The 16,576-nt window shown below is 70.3% G+C and carries 15 protein-coding genes and 1 pseudogene; 9 read left to right on the top strand and 7 right to left on the bottom strand.

Annotated elements, in window-relative coordinates; all coding sequences use genetic code 11:
- Positions 1 to 32: 32 nt before the first annotated feature.
- On the bottom strand, positions 33 to 1,340 hold the full coding sequence (gene eno / locus ABKA17_RS22905; protein ID WP_353694046.1) for a phosphopyruvate hydratase: 1,308 nt from the start codon (positions 1,338 to 1,340) through the stop codon (positions 33 to 35).
- Positions 1,341 to 1,516: 176 nt separating this feature from the next.
- Between eno and ABKA17_RS22900 the strand changes: the two genes are divergently transcribed.
- The 3 genes and pseudogenes from ABKA17_RS22900 (at position 1,517) to ABKA17_RS22890 (ending at position 3,854) form a co-directional block, all read left to right on the top strand.
- Positions 1,517 to 1,939, top strand: a complete 423-nt coding sequence (locus ABKA17_RS22900; RefSeq protein WP_353694045.1) for a MarR family winged helix-turn-helix transcriptional regulator — start codon at positions 1,517 to 1,519, stop codon at positions 1,937 to 1,939.
- A gap of 188 nt (positions 1,940 to 2,127) precedes the next feature.
- Positions 2,128 to 3,054 (top strand): DUF1353 domain-containing protein, encoded by a 927-nt coding sequence (locus ABKA17_RS22895; protein WP_353694044.1) that lies wholly within the window; start codon positions 2,128 to 2,130, stop codon positions 3,052 to 3,054.
- Positions 3,055 to 3,190: 136 nt separating this feature from the next.
- Positions 3,191 to 3,854 (top strand): annotated as a pseudogene (locus ABKA17_RS22890) (lysophospholipid acyltransferase family protein).
- A 41-nt stretch (positions 3,855 to 3,895) separates the two neighbouring features.
- Here the strand turns inward: ABKA17_RS22890 and ABKA17_RS47965 are convergent.
- A complete protein-coding gene (locus ABKA17_RS47965) occupies positions 3,896 to 5,389 on the bottom strand; it encodes a C40 family peptidase (RefSeq protein ID WP_502994336.1) in 1,494 nt (497 codons plus the stop codon).
- A 297-nt stretch (positions 5,390 to 5,686) separates the two neighbouring features.
- Between ABKA17_RS47965 and gdhA the strand changes: the two genes are divergently transcribed.
- Positions 5,687 to 7,051 carry an NADP-specific glutamate dehydrogenase gene (gene gdhA / locus ABKA17_RS22875; protein ID WP_353694041.1) on the top strand — a complete coding sequence of 455 codons (1,365 nt, stop codon included), beginning with the start codon at positions 5,687 to 5,689 and terminating at the stop codon, positions 7,049 to 7,051.
- A 176-nt stretch (positions 7,052 to 7,227) separates the two neighbouring features.
- Here the strand turns inward: gdhA and ABKA17_RS22870 are convergent, their stop codons facing one another.
- Positions 7,228 to 8,322, bottom strand: coding sequence for an ArsR/SmtB family transcription factor (locus tag ABKA17_RS22870; protein ID WP_353694040.1), 1,095 nt, complete (start codon positions 8,320 to 8,322; stop codon positions 7,228 to 7,230).
- Positions 8,323 to 8,341: 19 nt separating this feature from the next.
- On the bottom strand, positions 8,342 to 9,919 hold the full coding sequence (locus ABKA17_RS22865; protein ID WP_353694039.1) for an AbgT family transporter: 1,578 nt from the start codon (positions 9,917 to 9,919) through the stop codon (positions 8,342 to 8,344).
- 221 nt (positions 9,920 to 10,140) lie between these two features.
- On the opposite strand from ABKA17_RS22865, the gene ABKA17_RS22860 reads away from it, so the two are divergent.
- From ABKA17_RS22860 to ABKA17_RS22850, 3 genes are all read left to right on the top strand, one after another.
- Positions 10,141 to 12,057, top strand: a complete 1,917-nt coding sequence (locus tag ABKA17_RS22860; RefSeq protein WP_353694038.1) for a CocE/NonD family hydrolase — start codon at positions 10,141 to 10,143, stop codon at positions 12,055 to 12,057.
- Positions 12,058 to 12,237: 180 nt separating this feature from the next.
- Complete coding sequence (locus tag ABKA17_RS22855) at positions 12,238 to 12,609, top strand: ferrous iron transport protein A (RefSeq protein WP_353694037.1); 372 nt, start codon at positions 12,238 to 12,240, stop codon at positions 12,607 to 12,609.
- A gap of 32 nt (positions 12,610 to 12,641) precedes the next feature.
- Positions 12,642 to 13,364: a hypothetical protein gene (locus ABKA17_RS22850; protein ID WP_353694036.1), complete on the top strand. Its 723-nt coding sequence runs from the start codon at positions 12,642 to 12,644 to the stop codon at positions 13,362 to 13,364.
- Positions 13,365 to 13,376: 12 nt separating this feature from the next.
- Here the strand turns inward: ABKA17_RS22850 and ABKA17_RS22845 are convergent, their stop codons facing one another.
- Complete coding sequence (locus ABKA17_RS22845) at positions 13,377 to 13,772, bottom strand: DUF3662 domain-containing protein (RefSeq protein WP_353694035.1); 396 nt, start codon at positions 13,770 to 13,772, stop codon at positions 13,377 to 13,379.
- Between the two features lie 210 nt (positions 13,773 to 13,982).
- Here ABKA17_RS22845 and ABKA17_RS22840 point away from each other — a divergent pair, with 210 nt between their 5' ends.
- Entirely contained in the window at positions 13,983 to 14,399 is a 417-nt protein-coding gene (locus ABKA17_RS22840) for a hypothetical protein (RefSeq protein WP_353694034.1), read from the top strand.
- Between the two features lie 2 nt (positions 14,400 to 14,401).
- Here ABKA17_RS22840 and ABKA17_RS22835 read toward each other — a convergent pair whose 3' ends face one another.
- Entirely contained in the window at positions 14,402 to 14,746 is a 345-nt protein-coding gene (locus ABKA17_RS22835) for a hypothetical protein (protein WP_353694033.1), read from the bottom strand.
- 62 nt (positions 14,747 to 14,808) lie between these two features.
- Positions 14,809 to 15,564, bottom strand: a complete 756-nt coding sequence (locus ABKA17_RS22830) for a nuclear transport factor 2 family protein (protein ID WP_353694032.1) — start codon at positions 15,562 to 15,564, stop codon at positions 14,809 to 14,811.
- A gap of 127 nt (positions 15,565 to 15,691) precedes the next feature.
- Between ABKA17_RS22830 and ABKA17_RS22825 the strand changes: the two genes are divergently transcribed.
- Positions 15,692 to 16,573, top strand: coding sequence for an AraC family transcriptional regulator (locus ABKA17_RS22825; RefSeq protein ID WP_353694031.1), 882 nt, complete (start codon positions 15,692 to 15,694; stop codon positions 16,571 to 16,573).
- Positions 16,574 to 16,576 lie beyond the last annotated feature (3 nt).

Below are 16,576 nucleotides of genomic sequence, written 5' to 3'. Positions count from 1 at the left end.
GGCCGAGCCACGTGGGCTCGGCCACCGGTGAGTCAGGCTCGGCTCAGGGCCGAGCGGCCCGCGTAGCGCGCCGAGTCGCCCAACTCCTCCTCGATCCTGATCAGTTGGTTGTACTTCGCCGTGCGGTCGGAGCGAGACAGCGAGCCGGTCTTGATCTGGCCGCAGCCGGTCGCCACCGCCAGGTCGGCGATGGTGGTGTCCTCCGTCTCGCCCGAGCGGTGCGACATGACGACCGTCCAGCCCGCCTCGTGGGCCGTGGCCACCGCTGCCAGCGCCTCGGTCAGGGTGCCGATCTGATTGACCTTGACCAGGACCGAGTTGCCGACGCCGGTACGAATGCCCTCGCGCAGCAGGGTCTCGTTGGTGCAGAACACGTCGTCGCCGGTGAGTTGGCAGCGCTCCCCGACGCGGGCGGTCAGCTCGCGCCAGCCGTCCAGGTCGTTCTCCGCCATCGGGTCCTCGATGGAGACGACGGGGTAGGCGTCGATGAGCTTCGCCAGGTAGTCGGCGTGCTCCGAGGGGGTGCGGCGCACTCCCTCGCCCGTGTAGTCGTACACCCCGTCGCGGAAGAACTCCGACGACGCCGGGTCCATGACCAGGCCGATGTCCTCGCCGGGACGGTAGCCGGTGCGCGCGATGGCGGTCATCACGAAGTCGAGCGCCTCTTCAGCGGTACGCAGCGCGGGCGCGAAGCCACCTTCGTCGCCCACGCCCGTGGAGTGCCCGGCGGCCAGCAGATCGCGGCGCAGGGTGTGGAACACCTCGCTGCCCATGCGGACGGCTTCGGCGAAGGTGTCCGCACCCACGGGCACGATCATGAACTCCTGGAAGTCCAGCGGATTGTCGGCGTGGGCGCCGCCGTTGACGATGTTCATCATCGGCAGCGGCAGGAGGTGGGCGTCCGGGCCGCCGAGGTAGCGGTAGAGGGGCCGGCGGTGGGCCGCCGCGGCCGCCTTGGCGACGGCGAGGGAGACGCCGAGGATCGCGTTGGCGCCGAGCCGGGACTTTGTGGCGGTGCCGTCGAGGGCGACCAGCGCGGCGTCGAGCCCCGCCTGGTCCGCCGCGTCCCGGCCGCGCACGACCGCCGCGATCTCGCCGTTGACGTGGGCCACGGCGCGGTCGACGCCCTTGCCGTGCCAGCGCGCGGAGTCTCCGTCGCGCAGTTCCACGGCCTCCCGGGCACCGGTGGAGGCGCCGGAGGGGACGGCCGCGCGCCCCAGGGAACCGTCCGTCAGGACGACGTCGACCTCGACCGTGGGGTTGCCGCGGCTGTCGATGATCCGGCGGGCACTGACGGTCTCGATGGTGGCGTCGACGGTTCCGACTGCCTTTGCGGACATGGGAGTTCCTTCCCGTTGTCGTGTGCCGTGGCCCCGGCTGCGACAACGCTGGCGCTGAGCCCGACAACGCCAAACCCTACAGCAATGCTGCTCAGTTTCGCTGCTCAGTTTTGCTGTACAGCATTGCTGTGCAGGTCAGGTGCACAGCAACGCTGACCAGCGGGGTAAAGTGCCCTATGCCCACCCCGGAAGCCGCCGCCATCGCCGCCGAACTGCGCACCGCGATGGGCAAGCTCACCCGACGCGTCAAACACGAGGACCGCATTCCACTGGGCCAGGTCGCCGTGCTCGGCGCACTCGACCGCGACGGCGCCATGACCACCAGCGACCTCGCCGCCGATCAGCGCGTACGCCCCCAGTCGATGGCCCGCGCGGTGGGCCTCCTCATGGAACAGGACCTGATCACTCGCCGGGCCCATCCCACGGACGGCCGCAAGTCGCTGATCGAACTGACGGACGCGGGCCGGGCCGCCCTCGAAGCGGAGCGCGGCCGCAGGGCGGGCTGGCTCGCCCAGGCCATCGAGGCCGAACTCACGGACGAGGAGCGGGCGTTGCTCGCACGGAGCGCCACCCTCCTGGAGCGCCTCGCCACACGCTGATGGCTCCGCGGACTTCATCCGACCTGCTCAGCTCCCCGACAGACAGCACCCGCCCCGCCCCGAACCTCCGCCGCATGCCCCCGAGCTCTCCCGGTAAATGCCTCTCAAAAGGACGCATAACGGCAGCTCATTGCCGGAAGGAATGAAATACGCGCACGTCCCGCGAGCGGCGCGAGAGGGAGGCCGACATGGCCGTATCGGAGGGCAGTGTCCCGATCGCCAAGGAACCGAGCCGGTTCTACGACGGTGGCATCGACGGTTCGAAGGGACACCAGGAAGAACCACCGAATCCGCGCGCCGACGCCCGCATCGAGCTCGAGCAGGTCATCGTGAACCGCAAAGAGTGCTTCCTGATGAAGCGGCGCATCGCATACCGCGACCGGCACCTGGGCGAGCTTCTGGTGCCCGGGGAGACCGGCACCTTCCATACCGACCTGACCTCGGTACCCGCGTTTCTCACCTGGCTCGTGCCGAAGACCGGCGAGCACCTCCCGGCCACGTTGCTGCACGACGGGCTGAGCCATCCGGAGGGCGCCCCGGAGTACATCTCGACCGACCACAAGGTCCTGTCGCGCGTGGACGCCGACCGCGTACTGCGTGATGCGCTGGCGGATGCCGGCACCGCGCTGATCCGGCGCTGGCTGATCTGGTCGGCGGTCGCCATGGCGACCATGGTGAGCTGTGAGGGAACGAACTGGTCGACCTGGCTCAAGTGGCGCTACCGCCTGATCGTCGGCCTGACCGGCCTGGGGATCCTGGTGCTCGGCACCTGGGCGACCATCGACCTCTTCGATGTCGAGATCTCCTGGCTCGGGAACCTGTGGTGGATGGGCGACCGGCCGTACTGGCAGGAGCTCGTCGGCGGGCTCACAGCCGCGATCGTGTTCGCGGTGGTCTGGTCGGTGACCTGGGGACGCTTCTGGAAGGCGGGAGCGGTCGTCGGAGTGAGCCTGGCGGTGCTGTTGCACGTCACGGCGGCGCTCCTCCTCATCACCGCGATCTACCAGGTGACGGAGCGCTTCACCAAGAGGGCGCCGAAGGCCGCACGCGCGCTGGCGGTCCTCGGATTGCTCGCGGCACTGGCCGGTTTCGTCGCCGTGCTCGCGACCCGATGAGGCAGGACTTCACCCACGGACAGCAGCTCCACGGCTGAGTGCCGGGCCCCGAAAACATGAGTACGCGGGCTCAGGCCCCGGCCACTCCCCCGGCCGACGATGAAGATCGACACATCGAGCCCAGGGGATCACACACATGCTCAGCCGCTTCGCCGACTTCGTGGTGCCGGCCGTAGGCCGTCTGACCGTCACCGCCGACGACAACGCCGACCTCGCCCCGGGCAGCGTCATCGTCGCGAACCACACCTCGCTCGCCGACCCCGCCGTCGTGCTCGCGGCGCTGCACCGGCTCGGCGCCCGCCCGGTCGTCATGGCCACCGCCGGGCTGTGGCGCGTACCGGTGCTCGGTCGCGCCCTCGCCCGCGAAGGGCACATACCCGTCCACCGCGGCGACCGGCGCGCCGCCCACGCACTGGACGCGGCCGCCGAGGCGCTGGAGCAGGGACACCTGGTCCTGATCTACGCCGAGGGCGGCCTCCCCCGCCGGTCCGACGCCGCGGAAGCCGCGCCCGGACCGTTCCGCAGCGGCGTGTCCCGGCTCGTGCGACGCACCGGGGCGCCCGTGGTGCCCGTCGGACAGGCCGGTGCCCGCCGGGTCGTCTCGGGCAGCCCGGGCAAGCAACTCGCAGGCCTGGTCACGGCGCCGTTGCGCCGCCCGAGGCTCCATGTGCACGTAGGAGATCCGCTGGATCTGACCGCCGAGGGGGGCCGCGTCGACACAGCACGCGCACACAGCGGTCACGGCGGCATGGCGCACCGCCGCGGCACGGCTCGGCGCGCCCGCCGTACTCACCTCATAGGCCCACGGCGACGACCTCACCACACCGGCCGACGCAGGACCTCAGGCCGGTCGGACCGCGCCCTTGATGGCCGCGTGGCCCGCGAAGAACACCGACTCCTCGCGGATCTGCGCGCCCGGGCCCGGGGCGTGGATCATCATGCCGTTCCCGGCCCAGACACCCACGTGGCCGAGGTCGTCGTGGAAGAAGACCAGGTCCCCCACCTGTACGTCGGCGAGGGCGATCGGCATCCCGTATTCGGCCTGGGCCTGCGTGGTCCGCGGGAGCGTGACTCCGGCGGTCTTCCAGGCGGCCTGGGCGAGACCGGGGGCGTCGTAGGATCCCGGCCCGACCGCACCCCTCACGCAGGGCCGGCCGATCTGTCCTCGCGCGAAGGCGAGCACCCGCTCGGCCTTGGTGCCGTGCCCCCCGGCCCAACTAGGCACGGCGGGCGCGAAGGTGGCCGTGACAGCAGGTTCGGCGAGGGCTACGGCGGCAGGGGCCGCGAAGGCCTGTTCCGTGAAGGCGGGGGCCGCGAATGTGGGTTCGGCAAACGTGGGGGTCGCCAACGCAGGTTCGGCGAACGCGGGAGCCGCGAAGGCAGGCGCCATCGGCTCAGGCGCTGTGAACTCGGGCGCTGGGACAGCGGGTGCCGGGATCGCGGGTGCCGGGACCGCGGGCAGGCCGGCGCCGTAGGTCGTCGTGGTCGCCTCAGCCGGCAGTCCGACGGGGTAGGCAGGGGCCGGGTCGGCCCACACGCCCGTGGCATACGACGTCGTCGCGTCCGCCGCCAAACCAGCACCGTACGTCGGCGCTCCCTCCCCGGGAACCCCGAGCTCGTAGGCACCGACGGAGGAGCTCTCGACGGTCGGCATCGCCATGGTGGGCGCCGGGGCCGGAATCTGGGCCGCGGGGGCCTGGGGCAGCTCCCACGGTGCCGTGTTCTCGGCGATGACCGGCTGCGGACCGGTACTCCACATGCTCTGGTCGAACCAGGAGTCGGGTGCCGCGGTCGGCGAGACGGACGCGGAGGGGAGGTCCGGGAAGGTGCCGACGGTCGGCTCCGCGACGGAACCGGCGGTCAGTTCCGGGAGAGACGCGGTGGCCGCGGGGGCCGACGCGCCCCTGCCCCCGGCCACGCCGGGAACCGCCTTGGGCGCTTCGAGGGCGAGCGGCTGTGCGGGACGTTCCTGAGCGCGCGCGGGCCGTTCCTCGGAACGTGCGGGGCGTGCCGGCTGGGGCGCACGGGCCGGCGTCCGGCCGGACGGCTGAGACACCGGGACGGTCGGGCCCAGCTTGGCGCGGGCCATGTCGAACCATCGTCGGGTCAGGGCCGAGAGGTCGGGATCGGCCGCCTGCTGGGGGCGGGCGCCGCCGCCGTTGCCCCGCTGACGGGGGACCGAGGCCGCGCGCGTCGCGTTGAAGGTGCCTGTGTCGCTCTCGGCCCGGTCGTAGAGGCTGTTGATCTTCCGGCGGACCTCGTCGCGGCTCGGTGCCTCGCCTTCCCGTGTCGACGCGGCACCCGCGGACTGCGAGAGCAAGGGTTCCGGCGACATGGAACAGACTCCTTCCGTACGGCGACGCACGAGCCGACCAGTTCATCAAAGGCAGTCGTGCAGGCAGTGGCCAACTTAACCAACTTGTGTGCCTTGTGTGAAGTTTGAAGCGTCAAATGCCCGATACGCTGCTGTGACCTTCGTCCCTTCGCTCCAGAAGGCAACAACGGCAAGCCTTTTGTCGATCGGTCAGATTCCGCCGGTCCCCACAGGAAGTGGGGCGTTTCCCCTTCCGCTGAGTCTCCGCCCGGCGATCTTCCGTACCTCCGCTTGCAACGCCGTACAAGGAGGTACGTCATGACCGTCCAGCACACGCCACCCGCGCAACTGCGTCTGACCGCCGACGTCTTCGCAGGCGTCCTGGCCAGGGATCCCGCACAGTCCGAGTTCCACCAGGCGGCGCGAGAGGTGCTGGAGTCCCTGGAACCCGTGCTCGCCCGGCGCCCGGAGTACCTCCGCCACCGGATTCTCGAGCGACTGTGCGAGCCGGAGCGGCAGTTGGTGTTCCGCGTGCCGTGGGTGGACGACGCCGGGCGGGTGCAGGTCAACCGGGGTTTCCGCGTGGAGTTCAACTCCGCGCTCGGGCCGTTCAAGGGCGGCCTGCGCTTCCACCCTTCCGTGAATCTGGGCATCGTGAAGTTCCTCGGCTTCGAGCAGATCTTCAAGAACGCCCTGACCGGACTGCCCATCGGGGGTGGCAAGGGAGGCGCCGACTTCGATCCCAAGGGCCGCTCGGACGGCGAGATCATGCGGTTCTGCCAGTCGTTCATGACCGAGCTCCACCGCCACCTGGGCGAGCACACCGACGTGCCCGCCGGGGACATCGGGGTCGGCACGCGCGAGATCGGCTACCTCTTCGGCCAGTACAAGCGCATCACCAACCGCTACGAGTCCGGCGTCCTCACCGGCAAGGGCCTGAACTGGGGCGGCTCCCACGTCCGCACCGAGGCGACCGGGTACGGCACCGTCTACTTCGTCTCCGAGATGCTCGCCGCACGCGGCCAGGACCTCGACGGCCGGCAGGTCGTCGTCTCCGGCTCCGGCAACGTCGCCCTCCACGCCGCCCGGAAGGCGCACGAACTCGGCGCCCGGGTCGTCGCGATGTCCGACTCCGGTGGCTATGTGGTCGACGCGGCCGGCATCGACGTCGAACTGGTCAGGGACATCAAGGAAGTTCGCCGCGCCCGGATCAAGGAGTACGCGCAGACCATGACCCGGTCCCACTACGTCGAGGGCGGCTCCGTCTGGGACGTGCCCTGCACGGTCGCACTGCCCTGCGCCACCCAGAACGAACTCGACGAGCACGCGGCACACGCCCTTCTGACCCACGGTGTCGTAGCAGTCGCCGAAGGCGCCAACATGCCCACCACCCCGCAGGCCGTACGGCTGTTCCAGGAGGCGGGCGTCGCCTTCGGCCCGGGCAAGGCGGTCAACGCGGGCGGCGTCGCCACGTCGGCACTGGAGATGCGGCAGAACGCCGGGCGGACCGCCTGGACCTTCGAGGACACCGACCGCCACCTCGCCGCCATCATGACCGGCATCCACGCCACCTGCCGCGACACCGCCGAGGAGTACGGCACCCCGGGGAACTACGTCGCCGGGGCGAACATCGCGGGCTTCGTCAAGGTCGCCGACACCATGATCGACCTCGGCGTCATCTGACTCCTGCGGCTCCTCACCCGGCGTGGCTCGCGTCTGCGGGCCACACCGGCCGCACGGAGTCGGTCGGGGCCGTTGCCCGTCGCCTTCACGGCGGCCGGGGTGCGCTGGATCACCACCGGCGCCGCCCGCACGGCTGTGGGCGTCCGAGCCGTTCAGGGCGCCCGCGTCCCGGCCGTTCACCGTGCCACCGTGGCCAGGACGTCGTGGCCCAGGCGCTGGACGACGTCCGTGGCGAGCCGATGGCGGACCAGCTTGCCGTCCCGCGTGGAGCGCACCAGGCCGGCCTCGCGCAGCGTGCGCACGGCGCGGGAGACCTGCGGTTCGGTCGAACCGAGGCGGGCGGCGAGTTCGGAGGTGGTGATGGGCTCGCCCAGCAGATGACGGCACAGCTCCATCCGGGCGGGCGAGGTCAGCGCCATCAGCCGATCGTGCAGGTCCCGCAGGCTCAGTTCGCCGGCCGGGGTGGTGGAGCGCGCGGCGTACTGCACCACCACGCACGACGGGTGTTCGTGCTTGACGGTCAGGTGCGGCCACACCCGGGCGGACGGGACCAGCACGAGCGGGCGCGGAGCCACCTTCACCTCGTCGATCTGGAGCTTGTCGAGCCGCACCCGCTCCCCCGGCCCGACGCGCGCCGCCGTCGGCAGCAGTTCGGTCAGGAAGTCCGCGGGTGACCGGGCGACCAGCCGGCGGCCGACCTCCCGGGCATGGTCCTCCAGAGGCGGGCGCAGGGTGGTGCGCCAGTCCTCGGCGAAGAACGCTGCATCGGCCGCGCGCAGCACCGCGAGCAGTCGGTCCCGCAGCTCGAGGGGTGCCGCCACCAGCTGCCGCGCGAGCTCCCCGCGGGAGTAGGAGCGGCGCAGGCAGCGGCGGGTGAAGTCGTCCGCCGCGGCCGTGCCGACGCGCAGTTCACGAGCCGGCGGCACCTGTTGTGCGGTGGTGCCCAGGACTCCGGCCGCCAGCTCCACGAGGAAGTCCTCGGCGGGCATGGCCGCGATCTCCGCCAGCTCCTCGTCCAGGCTCGCCGCGAGCGGGAGCGTACGCGGAAAGAACAGACGGCAGCGGAAGCGGGCCCACAGGGGAGCGAACACGGACAGCTCGTCGCGCAGTTCGGGCCTGGCCGCGACGGCACGGGCCGTCCATCCGGCGGCCTCGGGGTGATGCTCGGGTTCGGCGAGTACATGCAGGCTCGCCATGAGTTCCGACAGCGCGGACGGAGCGACGACGACGTCCGCGGAGCGCAGACCGTTGAGGTCGAGGACGATGCTCACGCTGACAGCGTACGGAGACTCACCGCACCGGGGCGCCCGGGCCGAGCGGGATGCCCAGCAGGTACCAGACGAAGAACAGCAGCACCCACACCACCAGCATGATCATGGCGACCGGCAGGGTGAAGGAGACCAATGTGCCGATGCCGGCCTTGCGCCGGAGGGTCTGGAGATATCCGACGCAGAGCATGAACGAGGTGCTCATCGGGGTGATGGAGTTCGTACAGGAATCCGCGATGCGGTACAGGGCCATGGTGGTGGCGGGGCTGGTGCCCAGGAGCATCAGCATCGGCACGAGTGCCGGGGCGACCAGGGCCCACAGGGCGGAGCCGGACGTGATGAGCAGGTTCATCAGCGCGACCGCGACGATCAGCAGCGAGAAGAGCACCAGAGTGGGCGCGCCCAGCTCACGGAGGACGTCGGCGCCTTCGACGGCGACGACCGTGGCGATGTTGGTCCACTTGAACAGGGCGAGGAACTGGGACACGGCGAAGAAGAGCACCAGCAGCGGCGCGATGGACCGTACGCCCTCCGCCATGAACTCCGGTATCGCCCGGCTCCCTCTGATCCGCCCGGTGAGCCGGCCGTAGACGGCGCCGATGAGGAGGAAGAAGGCGGTGAGGAAGACGGCGATGGCGTTCATGAAGGTGGACTCCACGATGGCGCCGCCGTCACCGCGCAGTGGCGACCCGGTGGGCAGCATGGCGAGGACGACGAACGCGGCGTAGCCGAGCACGGCCAGCCCGGTCAGCCTCAGCGCCCGCACCTCGGTCGCGTCGTCGACCTCCGCGGCGACGACCTGCCCGGCCGCGGCGGCCTCCAGGTCCGGGTCGGGGGTGAGGTGGTGCTCACGCTTGGCGAGGATCTTGTCCACGACCAGGGCGATCGTGCCGGCCAGCACGAACGCCGAGACGGTGGTGAAGTACATGTTGTCCGTCGCCCGGACCACGACGTCCTGGTCGACCAACTGCGCCGCCTCGGTCGCCACCGAGGCGAACAGGGCGTCCCCGGGGGCGATCAGCGGGTTGGCGTCGCCCGCGGCGTTGATGGAGACGAACGCGACGATCATGCCGAGCATCGGAGAGCGACCCACGGCACGGAAGGCCACCGCCCCGAGCGGGATCAGGACCACGTACGCGGAGTCGGACAGGAACTTGCCCAGTACGCCGCCCAGCGCCACCCCCAGGACGACGGCCCGCGGCGACAGGCCCGAGAGCATGCGGCGCGCCAGGGCCTCGAAGAGTCCCGACCGCTCGGCGACCGCGACGCCGAGCATCACCATGAGCACCGTGCCCAGCGGGCCGAAGGTCACGAAGGACTCCTCGGCGCCGGTGACCAGGTCGCGTACGGCGGCCACCGACAGGGCACTGCGTACGCCGACGAGGTCGCCCGAGGAGGGGTCCTCGACCCGCACCCCGGAGACGTTCAGGGCCCAGCTGACGAGGGCGACCACCCCGGCCAGGATCCAGAACAGCCAGAACGGATGCGGCAGCGCGTTCCCCGCCCGCTCGACCAGGTCCAGGAGGCGGGAGCCGCGGCCACCGCTCCCGTCGGGCTCGTCGGCCCGCACCTCCCGGGTGCGGCTGTCGGATGTGCTCATGACGATCTCCTGTGCAGACGGTGAGATGAAGGCGCGAGGCCGGTGCCCCTTGAGAAGCGGGGCCGGAAGCCGCACCCGGTCCGTCGCGACGGCACGAGGAGCGGTGCGGAGTTGCTGCACAGTAGGACCCGGCATCGCTCCAGGTCACCGTCCGGGAGAACAGTTGACCTGATGACGTCAAGTGATCGCCATGCCCTGGGCGACTGCCTAGCGTCACAGGAGTGACCACGTACGACGCCTCCCCCACCCACCGCTCCGAACCACTCCAGGGCGGTGCTCTGTGGCGCCACGCCCTGCGCATCCCCCTGCGCGACGGCGTCCGACTCGCCGCCGACCTGTACTCCGCCGCACCCGACCCCGAGGCGACCCCGCTGCCGGTACTCCTGGAACGCACGCCCTACGGCCGGCGCACGCAGCGCGGTTCGGACCAGAACCGCAGCGACGCGCCCCTCCCCCGGCCCGAGGACATCGCACGCCACTTCACCGAAGCCCGCTATCACGTCGTACGGCAGGACTGCCGAGGTCGCGGCGACTCCGAGGGAACCTTCGTGAAGTACCTGGGCGAGGGCCCGGACGGCGTGGACACCATCGCCTGGCTCAGGGAACAGCCGTGGTGCGACGGCAGGGTCGTGATGACGGGTGTGTCCTACTCCGCCCATGTGCAGGCAGCCGCGGCCGCCGAGGGCGCGCCGGGGCCGGCCGCCATGTTCCAGGACTCCGGGGGCTTCTCCTCCGCGTACGAGGCGGGGATGCGGATGGGCGGCGCTTTCGAACTCAAGCAGGTCACCTGGGCACTTCGGCACGCGGCGCAGAGCCCGGAGGCATCGGCGGATCCGGTCCTGGCCGAGGCACTGCGAATGGTGGACGTGGCGGGCTGGTTCGGTGCGATGCCGTGGCGGCGGGGATGCACGCCGCTGCGGCACCTGTCGGCGTACGAGGAATTCCTCCTGGAACAGTGGCACCAGGACACCTTCGGGGACTACTACCGCAACCCGGCGATCTACGGCCGAGGCTTCTACGACCGCTTCCCCGACGCGCCGAGCCTGCACATGGGCAGCTGGTACGACCCCTACGTCCGCTCCACGATCGAGAACTTCACGTCCCTGCGGCAGCTCAAGTCAGCGCCCTCCTATCTGGTCATGGGTCCTTGGACACACGGGCACCGCTGCGAAACACACGCCGGAGACGTGGACTTCGGCCCCCTGGCGACACTGGACGGCAACCTCGCCCCGTCGTACCTGGAGTTCCGCCGCCGCTGGTTCGACCGCGCGCTGGGCCGCCAAACGGAGGACGGCCCGGAGGGCGGAGACCTGCCCACCGTCCAGTACTTCCTCATGGGCGGTGGCGACGGCCGACGGGATGCCGCCGGGCGCATGCGGCACGGCGGCCAATGGCGTACGGACACCCAGTGGCCGCCCGCCTCGGCAGCCCCCGTCGACCTGTACTTCACCGCGGCCGGCGCCCTCACCCCCACTCCGCCCGCGGTGAGCGTCTCGTCGGTGACCTACGACTTCGACCCGCGCCACCCGGTCCCCACCATGGGAGGCCAGATCACCTCGGGCGAGCCGGTGATGGCGGGCGGGGCCTTCGACCAGAACGCCCCGGACGCCCGGACGTACGGAGCACACGAGCCGTATCTGCCCCTGGACTCCCGCCCGGATGTCATCAGCCTGACCACACCACCGCTCGATCGGGACGTGGTGCTGGCCGGTCCGGTCTCGGCGCTGCTGCACATCTCCACCACGGCACCGGACACCGACTTCACGATCAAGCTGATCGACGTCCACCCGCCCAACGCCGACTATCCGCAGGGCTTCGCCATGAACCTCACCGACGGCATCGTCCGCTGCCGCTTCCACCGCTCCTACGAGAAGGCGGAGCCGCTGACCCCGGGTGAGGTCTACGAGATCAGGGTCACCGCCCCCGACACCGCGAACCGCTTCGCCGCCGGCCACCGCATCCGGCTCGACATCTCCTCCAGCAACTTCCCCCGCTTCGACGTCAACAGCAACACCGGCACACCGGAGGCCACCACCCGCCGCACCGCCATCGCCACGAACACCGTGCACATGGACGCCGCCCACCCCTCCCACCTGCGCGTACACCTCGAAGGCGGAACAACCGCCCTCCCCGGCTGAAGCGACGCCGTTCCTGAGCACTCCCGAACGGTGACGCAGCCCGGTTCTTTCGCAACGTAGGCCAGGACATCGCTCGTCGAGGGCAGGTCCCGTCCTTCCTCGGTGGCGGTGACCGGCAGCCGCGCAGGCCTGTCTCTTATTTTCTGGCGGTCCTGAAGCGGTGGGGGCAGAGTGGGCGGCATGACAGACAGTTCCGGCCCTGTTCCCGCGGACGTGGCCGACCGCCGGGCGGTGGAGCACATCCTCGGTCGTCCCTTCAGTCAGACATGGCCGGTGGGTGCGCTGGCACCGGGCACCCGGGTCACCGTCGTACGCGCCCAGGACTGGGACGGTCCATGGCAGGTCGAGTTCACCGGAACGATCGACGCCATGGACGCACCCGAACCGAACAGGCACGCCCAGGCGCTCGACGGCGAGTTGCTGTACTGGGTCAGCTTCGACACGCCACAGCACGACAGCGGCGGCGACGGCCCCTACCGCAGGGCGCAGATCTGGGGCCGCTACCTGAGGACCGGGCCGGGGTCCGAGAGCGCTCAGCCGGAAAACGGGTAGGCGAGTACGTCGCGTCGACCGATCATGTGGGTATGACCGATCAGCCGACGATCAACACCCTGACTCTGCAGCACAGGATTCCCGACGACTGGGCGGCGGATCCCTGGGCCGAGGTGCGGCCCCTGATCGACGGCGTGGACGTTCTCAGGGAGGTCCACCCGGACGGGTTCGCACCCAGTTGCCGTCACTGGACGGGACCGGCCGAGAGCTGGCCGCTGGCGGTCACGGAGGAACCCCGCACCATCATGATCACCGAGCCGCCCTGTACGGCCGGCTGCTGCGGCGCCCTGTATGTCACCATGCGCCGCGAGGGCGATCTGGTGATCTGGGACGATTGGAGGAACACCAGCAACATCCATGCCCTGCCGCCGGCGGACTTCCATTTCGATCTCGCCCGGTACGAGGCCGAACTCGCGCGAGCCGCCGCGGACCGCAGCTGGGAAGAGCCGGTCGACACCGTCGCCCGGCTCCTCGGTGAGACTCTCGCCGAGAGCGGCTGGTTCGAACGCTGGGACTGCGTCCTCACGTACATCTCGCCACGGCGCGAGGAGCCTGGCCTCCCCGAGGTGCTCGCTGTCCCCGAGGGTGTCGATGTCGCCTTCCACCAGGTCGGGGGGCCGAACGAGCCGACCCGCTATTACGGGTACGAATTGTTCGTCACCCGCGACCAGCCCGTGGAACAGCAGGCCCAATTGCTCGCGCAGCACATCCTGGCGGACGACCCGCGGAAGACCGCGGAGCTACGGGATCACTGAGAACCAGGGCCGTCAGCCGAGTTGGAATCCGTCGGCCCTGACGTGCTGCATGACCCCGCTCGTCACGCGGTAGCGCCCGTTGGGGACTTCGCCGGACCTGGTGACGTGCACCACCAACGGTCCGGCCCATTCGTACCCCTTCTTCTCGCCGTGCCGCGCCAGCCTGTCGGCGAGGACCTGCCCCACCTCGCCTCCGTTGCGGCCGAGTTCGTCGTGGACGTGCTCTGCGAGTTCCACGTCGTACGCGTTCGGCACCACCACGCGGCTGCGACTGCACACCACGGCCTGGCTGTCGCACTCCCGTCGCAGTGCATCGACCAACTCGACCGGTTCCTTCGGGAAGATCTGTGCCAGCAACGCCTCTTCCACCCGCTCCAGAGTCCGTTCCCATGCCGTCAAGGTGCTCATCCGTCTCGTCCTCTCCTTCCCCTTCAGGGAGATCGGCGCGCCCCGGCTCCGGCTTGCCCGTCGCGCTTGGCCGTGGCGTTCACGTGCCCCTTGCGGGTGTCCGAGACGCGGCACATGACTCCCCTCATCCGCGGACGACCGACTCGAGTCCGCAGCTCCGAGTCCTTGGGTAGCCTGTCCATCTGTTCGAACGACATGAAGAGGCTGAGGGTGGACGAGACGCTCCGGGACGCCGTCATCCGGCTCCCTGAAGGGTCCTGGTGGCACTGGGATGTCATCGCCTGGGACGCCGGTCAGTTCCGTCTGGCGGCCGGGCACGACCTCACCTACCACCACGGTCTGGAGCTGGTGTTCGGCGATCCGGGCTTCGTCAGCTGTCCGGCGATGTTCCACGATCCGGTCTTCCGCGCGCCGACACGGGAGGAGCACATGCGCATCGCTCGTCAGCTCGGTGCGCAACCGCCAGTCCTCGTCGCCTTCGAAGCGGACGCGGGCGGTCAGGAGCCCGTCTCCTGCCTCATCGCCGCGGAACACCTCGAGATCGTGCACGAAACCGTTCTGAGGTACTGGCGGGACGACGCACCCCCTGACCAGCGCTTCGCCCCGTGGGTGCGGCAACCGAAGTGAGCTCACCCCTTGGCCTCCCGGACCAAGTCGCCCGCGTCTCCGTACAGTTCAAGGTCGAATCGCAGGCCGAACCGAGTGAGCAAGGCGCCGAGATCGTCAAGGCGCTGTGGGGCGATGACGCCGTTGAGGAGGGTGGCGGAGCCGTCGATCGGTTCCGCTTCGAACCGGCACCAGGTGGTTTCGATTTCGTACGCGTCCCACGAAGAGGACCGAGACCTCCAACCCGCCCGCACGAACAACTCCGCCACCCTGGAGGCGTCGTGGCTGTCCGGCAGGCATCCGCACAGGTTGTTGTCGATCCCGGCCCATCTGGCATCCAGGGCCGGTCCGTCGTCCGATAGGTCCACATCCCCATGATGGATCACCGCAGACGACCCGCGTCCGGCGGCTCGGAAGAGGCGGCCGCGGCTCAGAACAGGCCGTTGGTGTGCGGCAGTTCGGCCGGGACGGGAGCGACGACGTCCCAGTGCTCGACGATCTTCCCGTCGGCGACCCGGAACAGGTCCCAGTAGGCGACGGGCACTGCGAACTCACCCTCGGACTGCAGCAGTACGAAGTCGCCCTCGGCGACGGCCCGGTGGATCGTCCGGTAGACCAGGTTCTTGCCCTGCTCCGCCCACTTCGCCGCGGCGGCGCCGAACCCGTCCAGACCGTCGGCGGCCTCCGGGTTGTGCTGGTGGTAGCTCTCGGTGGAGATGTAGTCGGTCAGCACCGAGTAGTCGGCGCCCTTGAGCACCTTCTCCGCGAACTCCAGGACGAGCGCCCGGTTGGCCTCGGTCCGGTCCAGGTCGGAGGGCGCCGCGGGGCCGTCGGTCTGTGAGCGGCCGGAGGCGGTGTCCGTCACCAGCGGGGTCAGCGCGTCCCAGTGCTCCACCAGCTTGCCGTTCGCGTCCACCCGGAACAGGTCGAAGGCGACCAGCGGCTGCGGCCCGAAGCCGTGATACGTCCCGTGCAGCGCCACCAGGTCACCGTCGGCGATCACCCGGGCACCTTCGTAGCGGAAGTCGTCCGAGAGGGAGGAGACCAGGCCACGCAGGGCCTCCGGGCCATCGGCCGCCAGCGAGCTGTGCTGGGTGTAGTCGGGCGAGACCCAGCGGTCCACGGCGGAGGGGTCCTTCTTCCCGAAGAGTTCCCCGGTGGCCTGGAGGACGATTTCCTTGCTCATGACAGCTTCCCTTTCGCTTCGGCGGCACCTGGCGGCGATGCCTGGTTCATCCACTTCATCGTCGCTGGCAGCGCCCACGGAGGACGAGGTAGCATCCGGAAGGGTCATGGTCGAAAGTGGACACTCAGTGGATGCGCCCGACATCGCGGCGGTCGGTTTCCAGAACCCCGACCGTTCGCGCCTCGGTCTGGAGGCGGTGCGTCACTCCCAGCTGACCCGCCGTATGGCGGACGAGACCCGGGCCCGGCCGCATCGTCCGGACTTCCACACCGTGGTCCTGACGACTGCGGGGCAGGCGAGTGTCACGGTTGATTTCGTCGAGCGCCCGTGTGAGCCCGGCACGCTCCTGCACATCCGCCCCGGGCAGGTCCACCGGCTCTTCCACCCGGCCGCCGACACCATGGATGCGGACGTGGTGCTGTTCACCGCGGCCTTCCCGCCCCGGCTCGAACGTATCGCTCCGCTCCTGAGCCACCTGCCCGGACCGGTCGCCTGGCAGCTCGCCGACGACGAGTACGCCGGCATCGCACCGACCATGGACGAGATCGCCCTCGAGTACCGCCGCGTCGCCGGTGAACCGGCGACGGCCGGCGCGACCGTCGATCTCCTACGGCTCCTGCTCGGGGTTCTGCTGATGCGGATGACCCGTCTCGACCTGCCACGAGCCGACGCCGCCGTGGGCGCGAGCAACGACCTCTTCCGCCGCTTCCGGCACGAACTCGACCGCTCCTACGCGACCACCCGCAACGCCGCCGACTACGCCGCCCGCGTCGGCTGTTCGCCCCGCACCCTCAACCGCGTCTGCCAGGCCGCCACCGACCTCACCGCCAAGGATCTGATCGACGCCCACGTCGCTCTGGAGGCGAAGCGCCTCCTCGCTCACACGGATCTGCCCGTGGTGACCGTGAGCCGGCGGCTCGGCTTCAGCGAGCCCACCAACTTCGGCAAGTTCTTCGCCCGTGAGACCGGCACCACCCCCGGCGCCTTCCGCGCCCGGGAACAGAGCTGAGAG

The organism is Streptomyces sp. RG80, assembly GCF_040446465.1.
Classification (GTDB): Bacteria; Actinomycetota; Actinomycetes; order Streptomycetales; family Streptomycetaceae; genus Streptomyces.
The sequence above is the reverse complement of the archived record's forward strand: the minus strand, read 5'-3'. Positions and strand labels throughout refer to the sequence as shown.

What these genes read in the sequence shown, in the direction of transcription:
- eno (WP_353694046.1), bottom strand. Translation starts at nt 1,340, where the DNA reads ATGTCCGCAAAGGCAGTCGGAACCGTCGACGCCACCATCGAGACCGTC.
- ABKA17_RS22900 (WP_353694045.1), top strand. Translation starts at nt 1,517, where the DNA reads ATGCCCACCCCGGAAGCCGCCGCCATCGCCGCCGAACTGCGCACCGCG.
- ABKA17_RS22895 (WP_353694044.1), top strand. Translation starts at nt 2,128, where the DNA reads ATGGCCGTATCGGAGGGCAGTGTCCCGATCGCCAAGGAACCGAGCCGG.
- ABKA17_RS47965 (WP_502994336.1), bottom strand. Translation starts at nt 5,389, where the DNA reads ATGTCGCCGGAACCCTTGCTCTCGCAGTCCGCGGGTGCCGCGTCGACA.
- gdhA (WP_353694041.1), top strand. Translation starts at nt 5,687, where the DNA reads ATGACCGTCCAGCACACGCCACCCGCGCAACTGCGTCTGACCGCCGAC.
- ABKA17_RS22865 (WP_353694039.1), bottom strand. Translation starts at nt 9,919, where the DNA reads ATGAGCACATCCGACAGCCGCACCCGGGAGGTGCGGGCCGACGAGCCC.
- ABKA17_RS22855 (WP_353694037.1), top strand. Translation starts at nt 12,238, where the DNA reads ATGACAGACAGTTCCGGCCCTGTTCCCGCGGACGTGGCCGACCGCCGG.
- ABKA17_RS22850 (WP_353694036.1), top strand. Translation starts at nt 12,642, where the DNA reads ATGACCGATCAGCCGACGATCAACACCCTGACTCTGCAGCACAGGATT.
- ABKA17_RS22845 (WP_353694035.1), bottom strand. Translation starts at nt 13,772, where the DNA reads ATGAGCACCTTGACGGCATGGGAACGGACTCTGGAGCGGGTGGAAGAG.
- ABKA17_RS22830 (WP_353694032.1), bottom strand. Translation starts at nt 15,564, where the DNA reads ATGAGCAAGGAAATCGTCCTCCAGGCCACCGGGGAACTCTTCGGGAAG.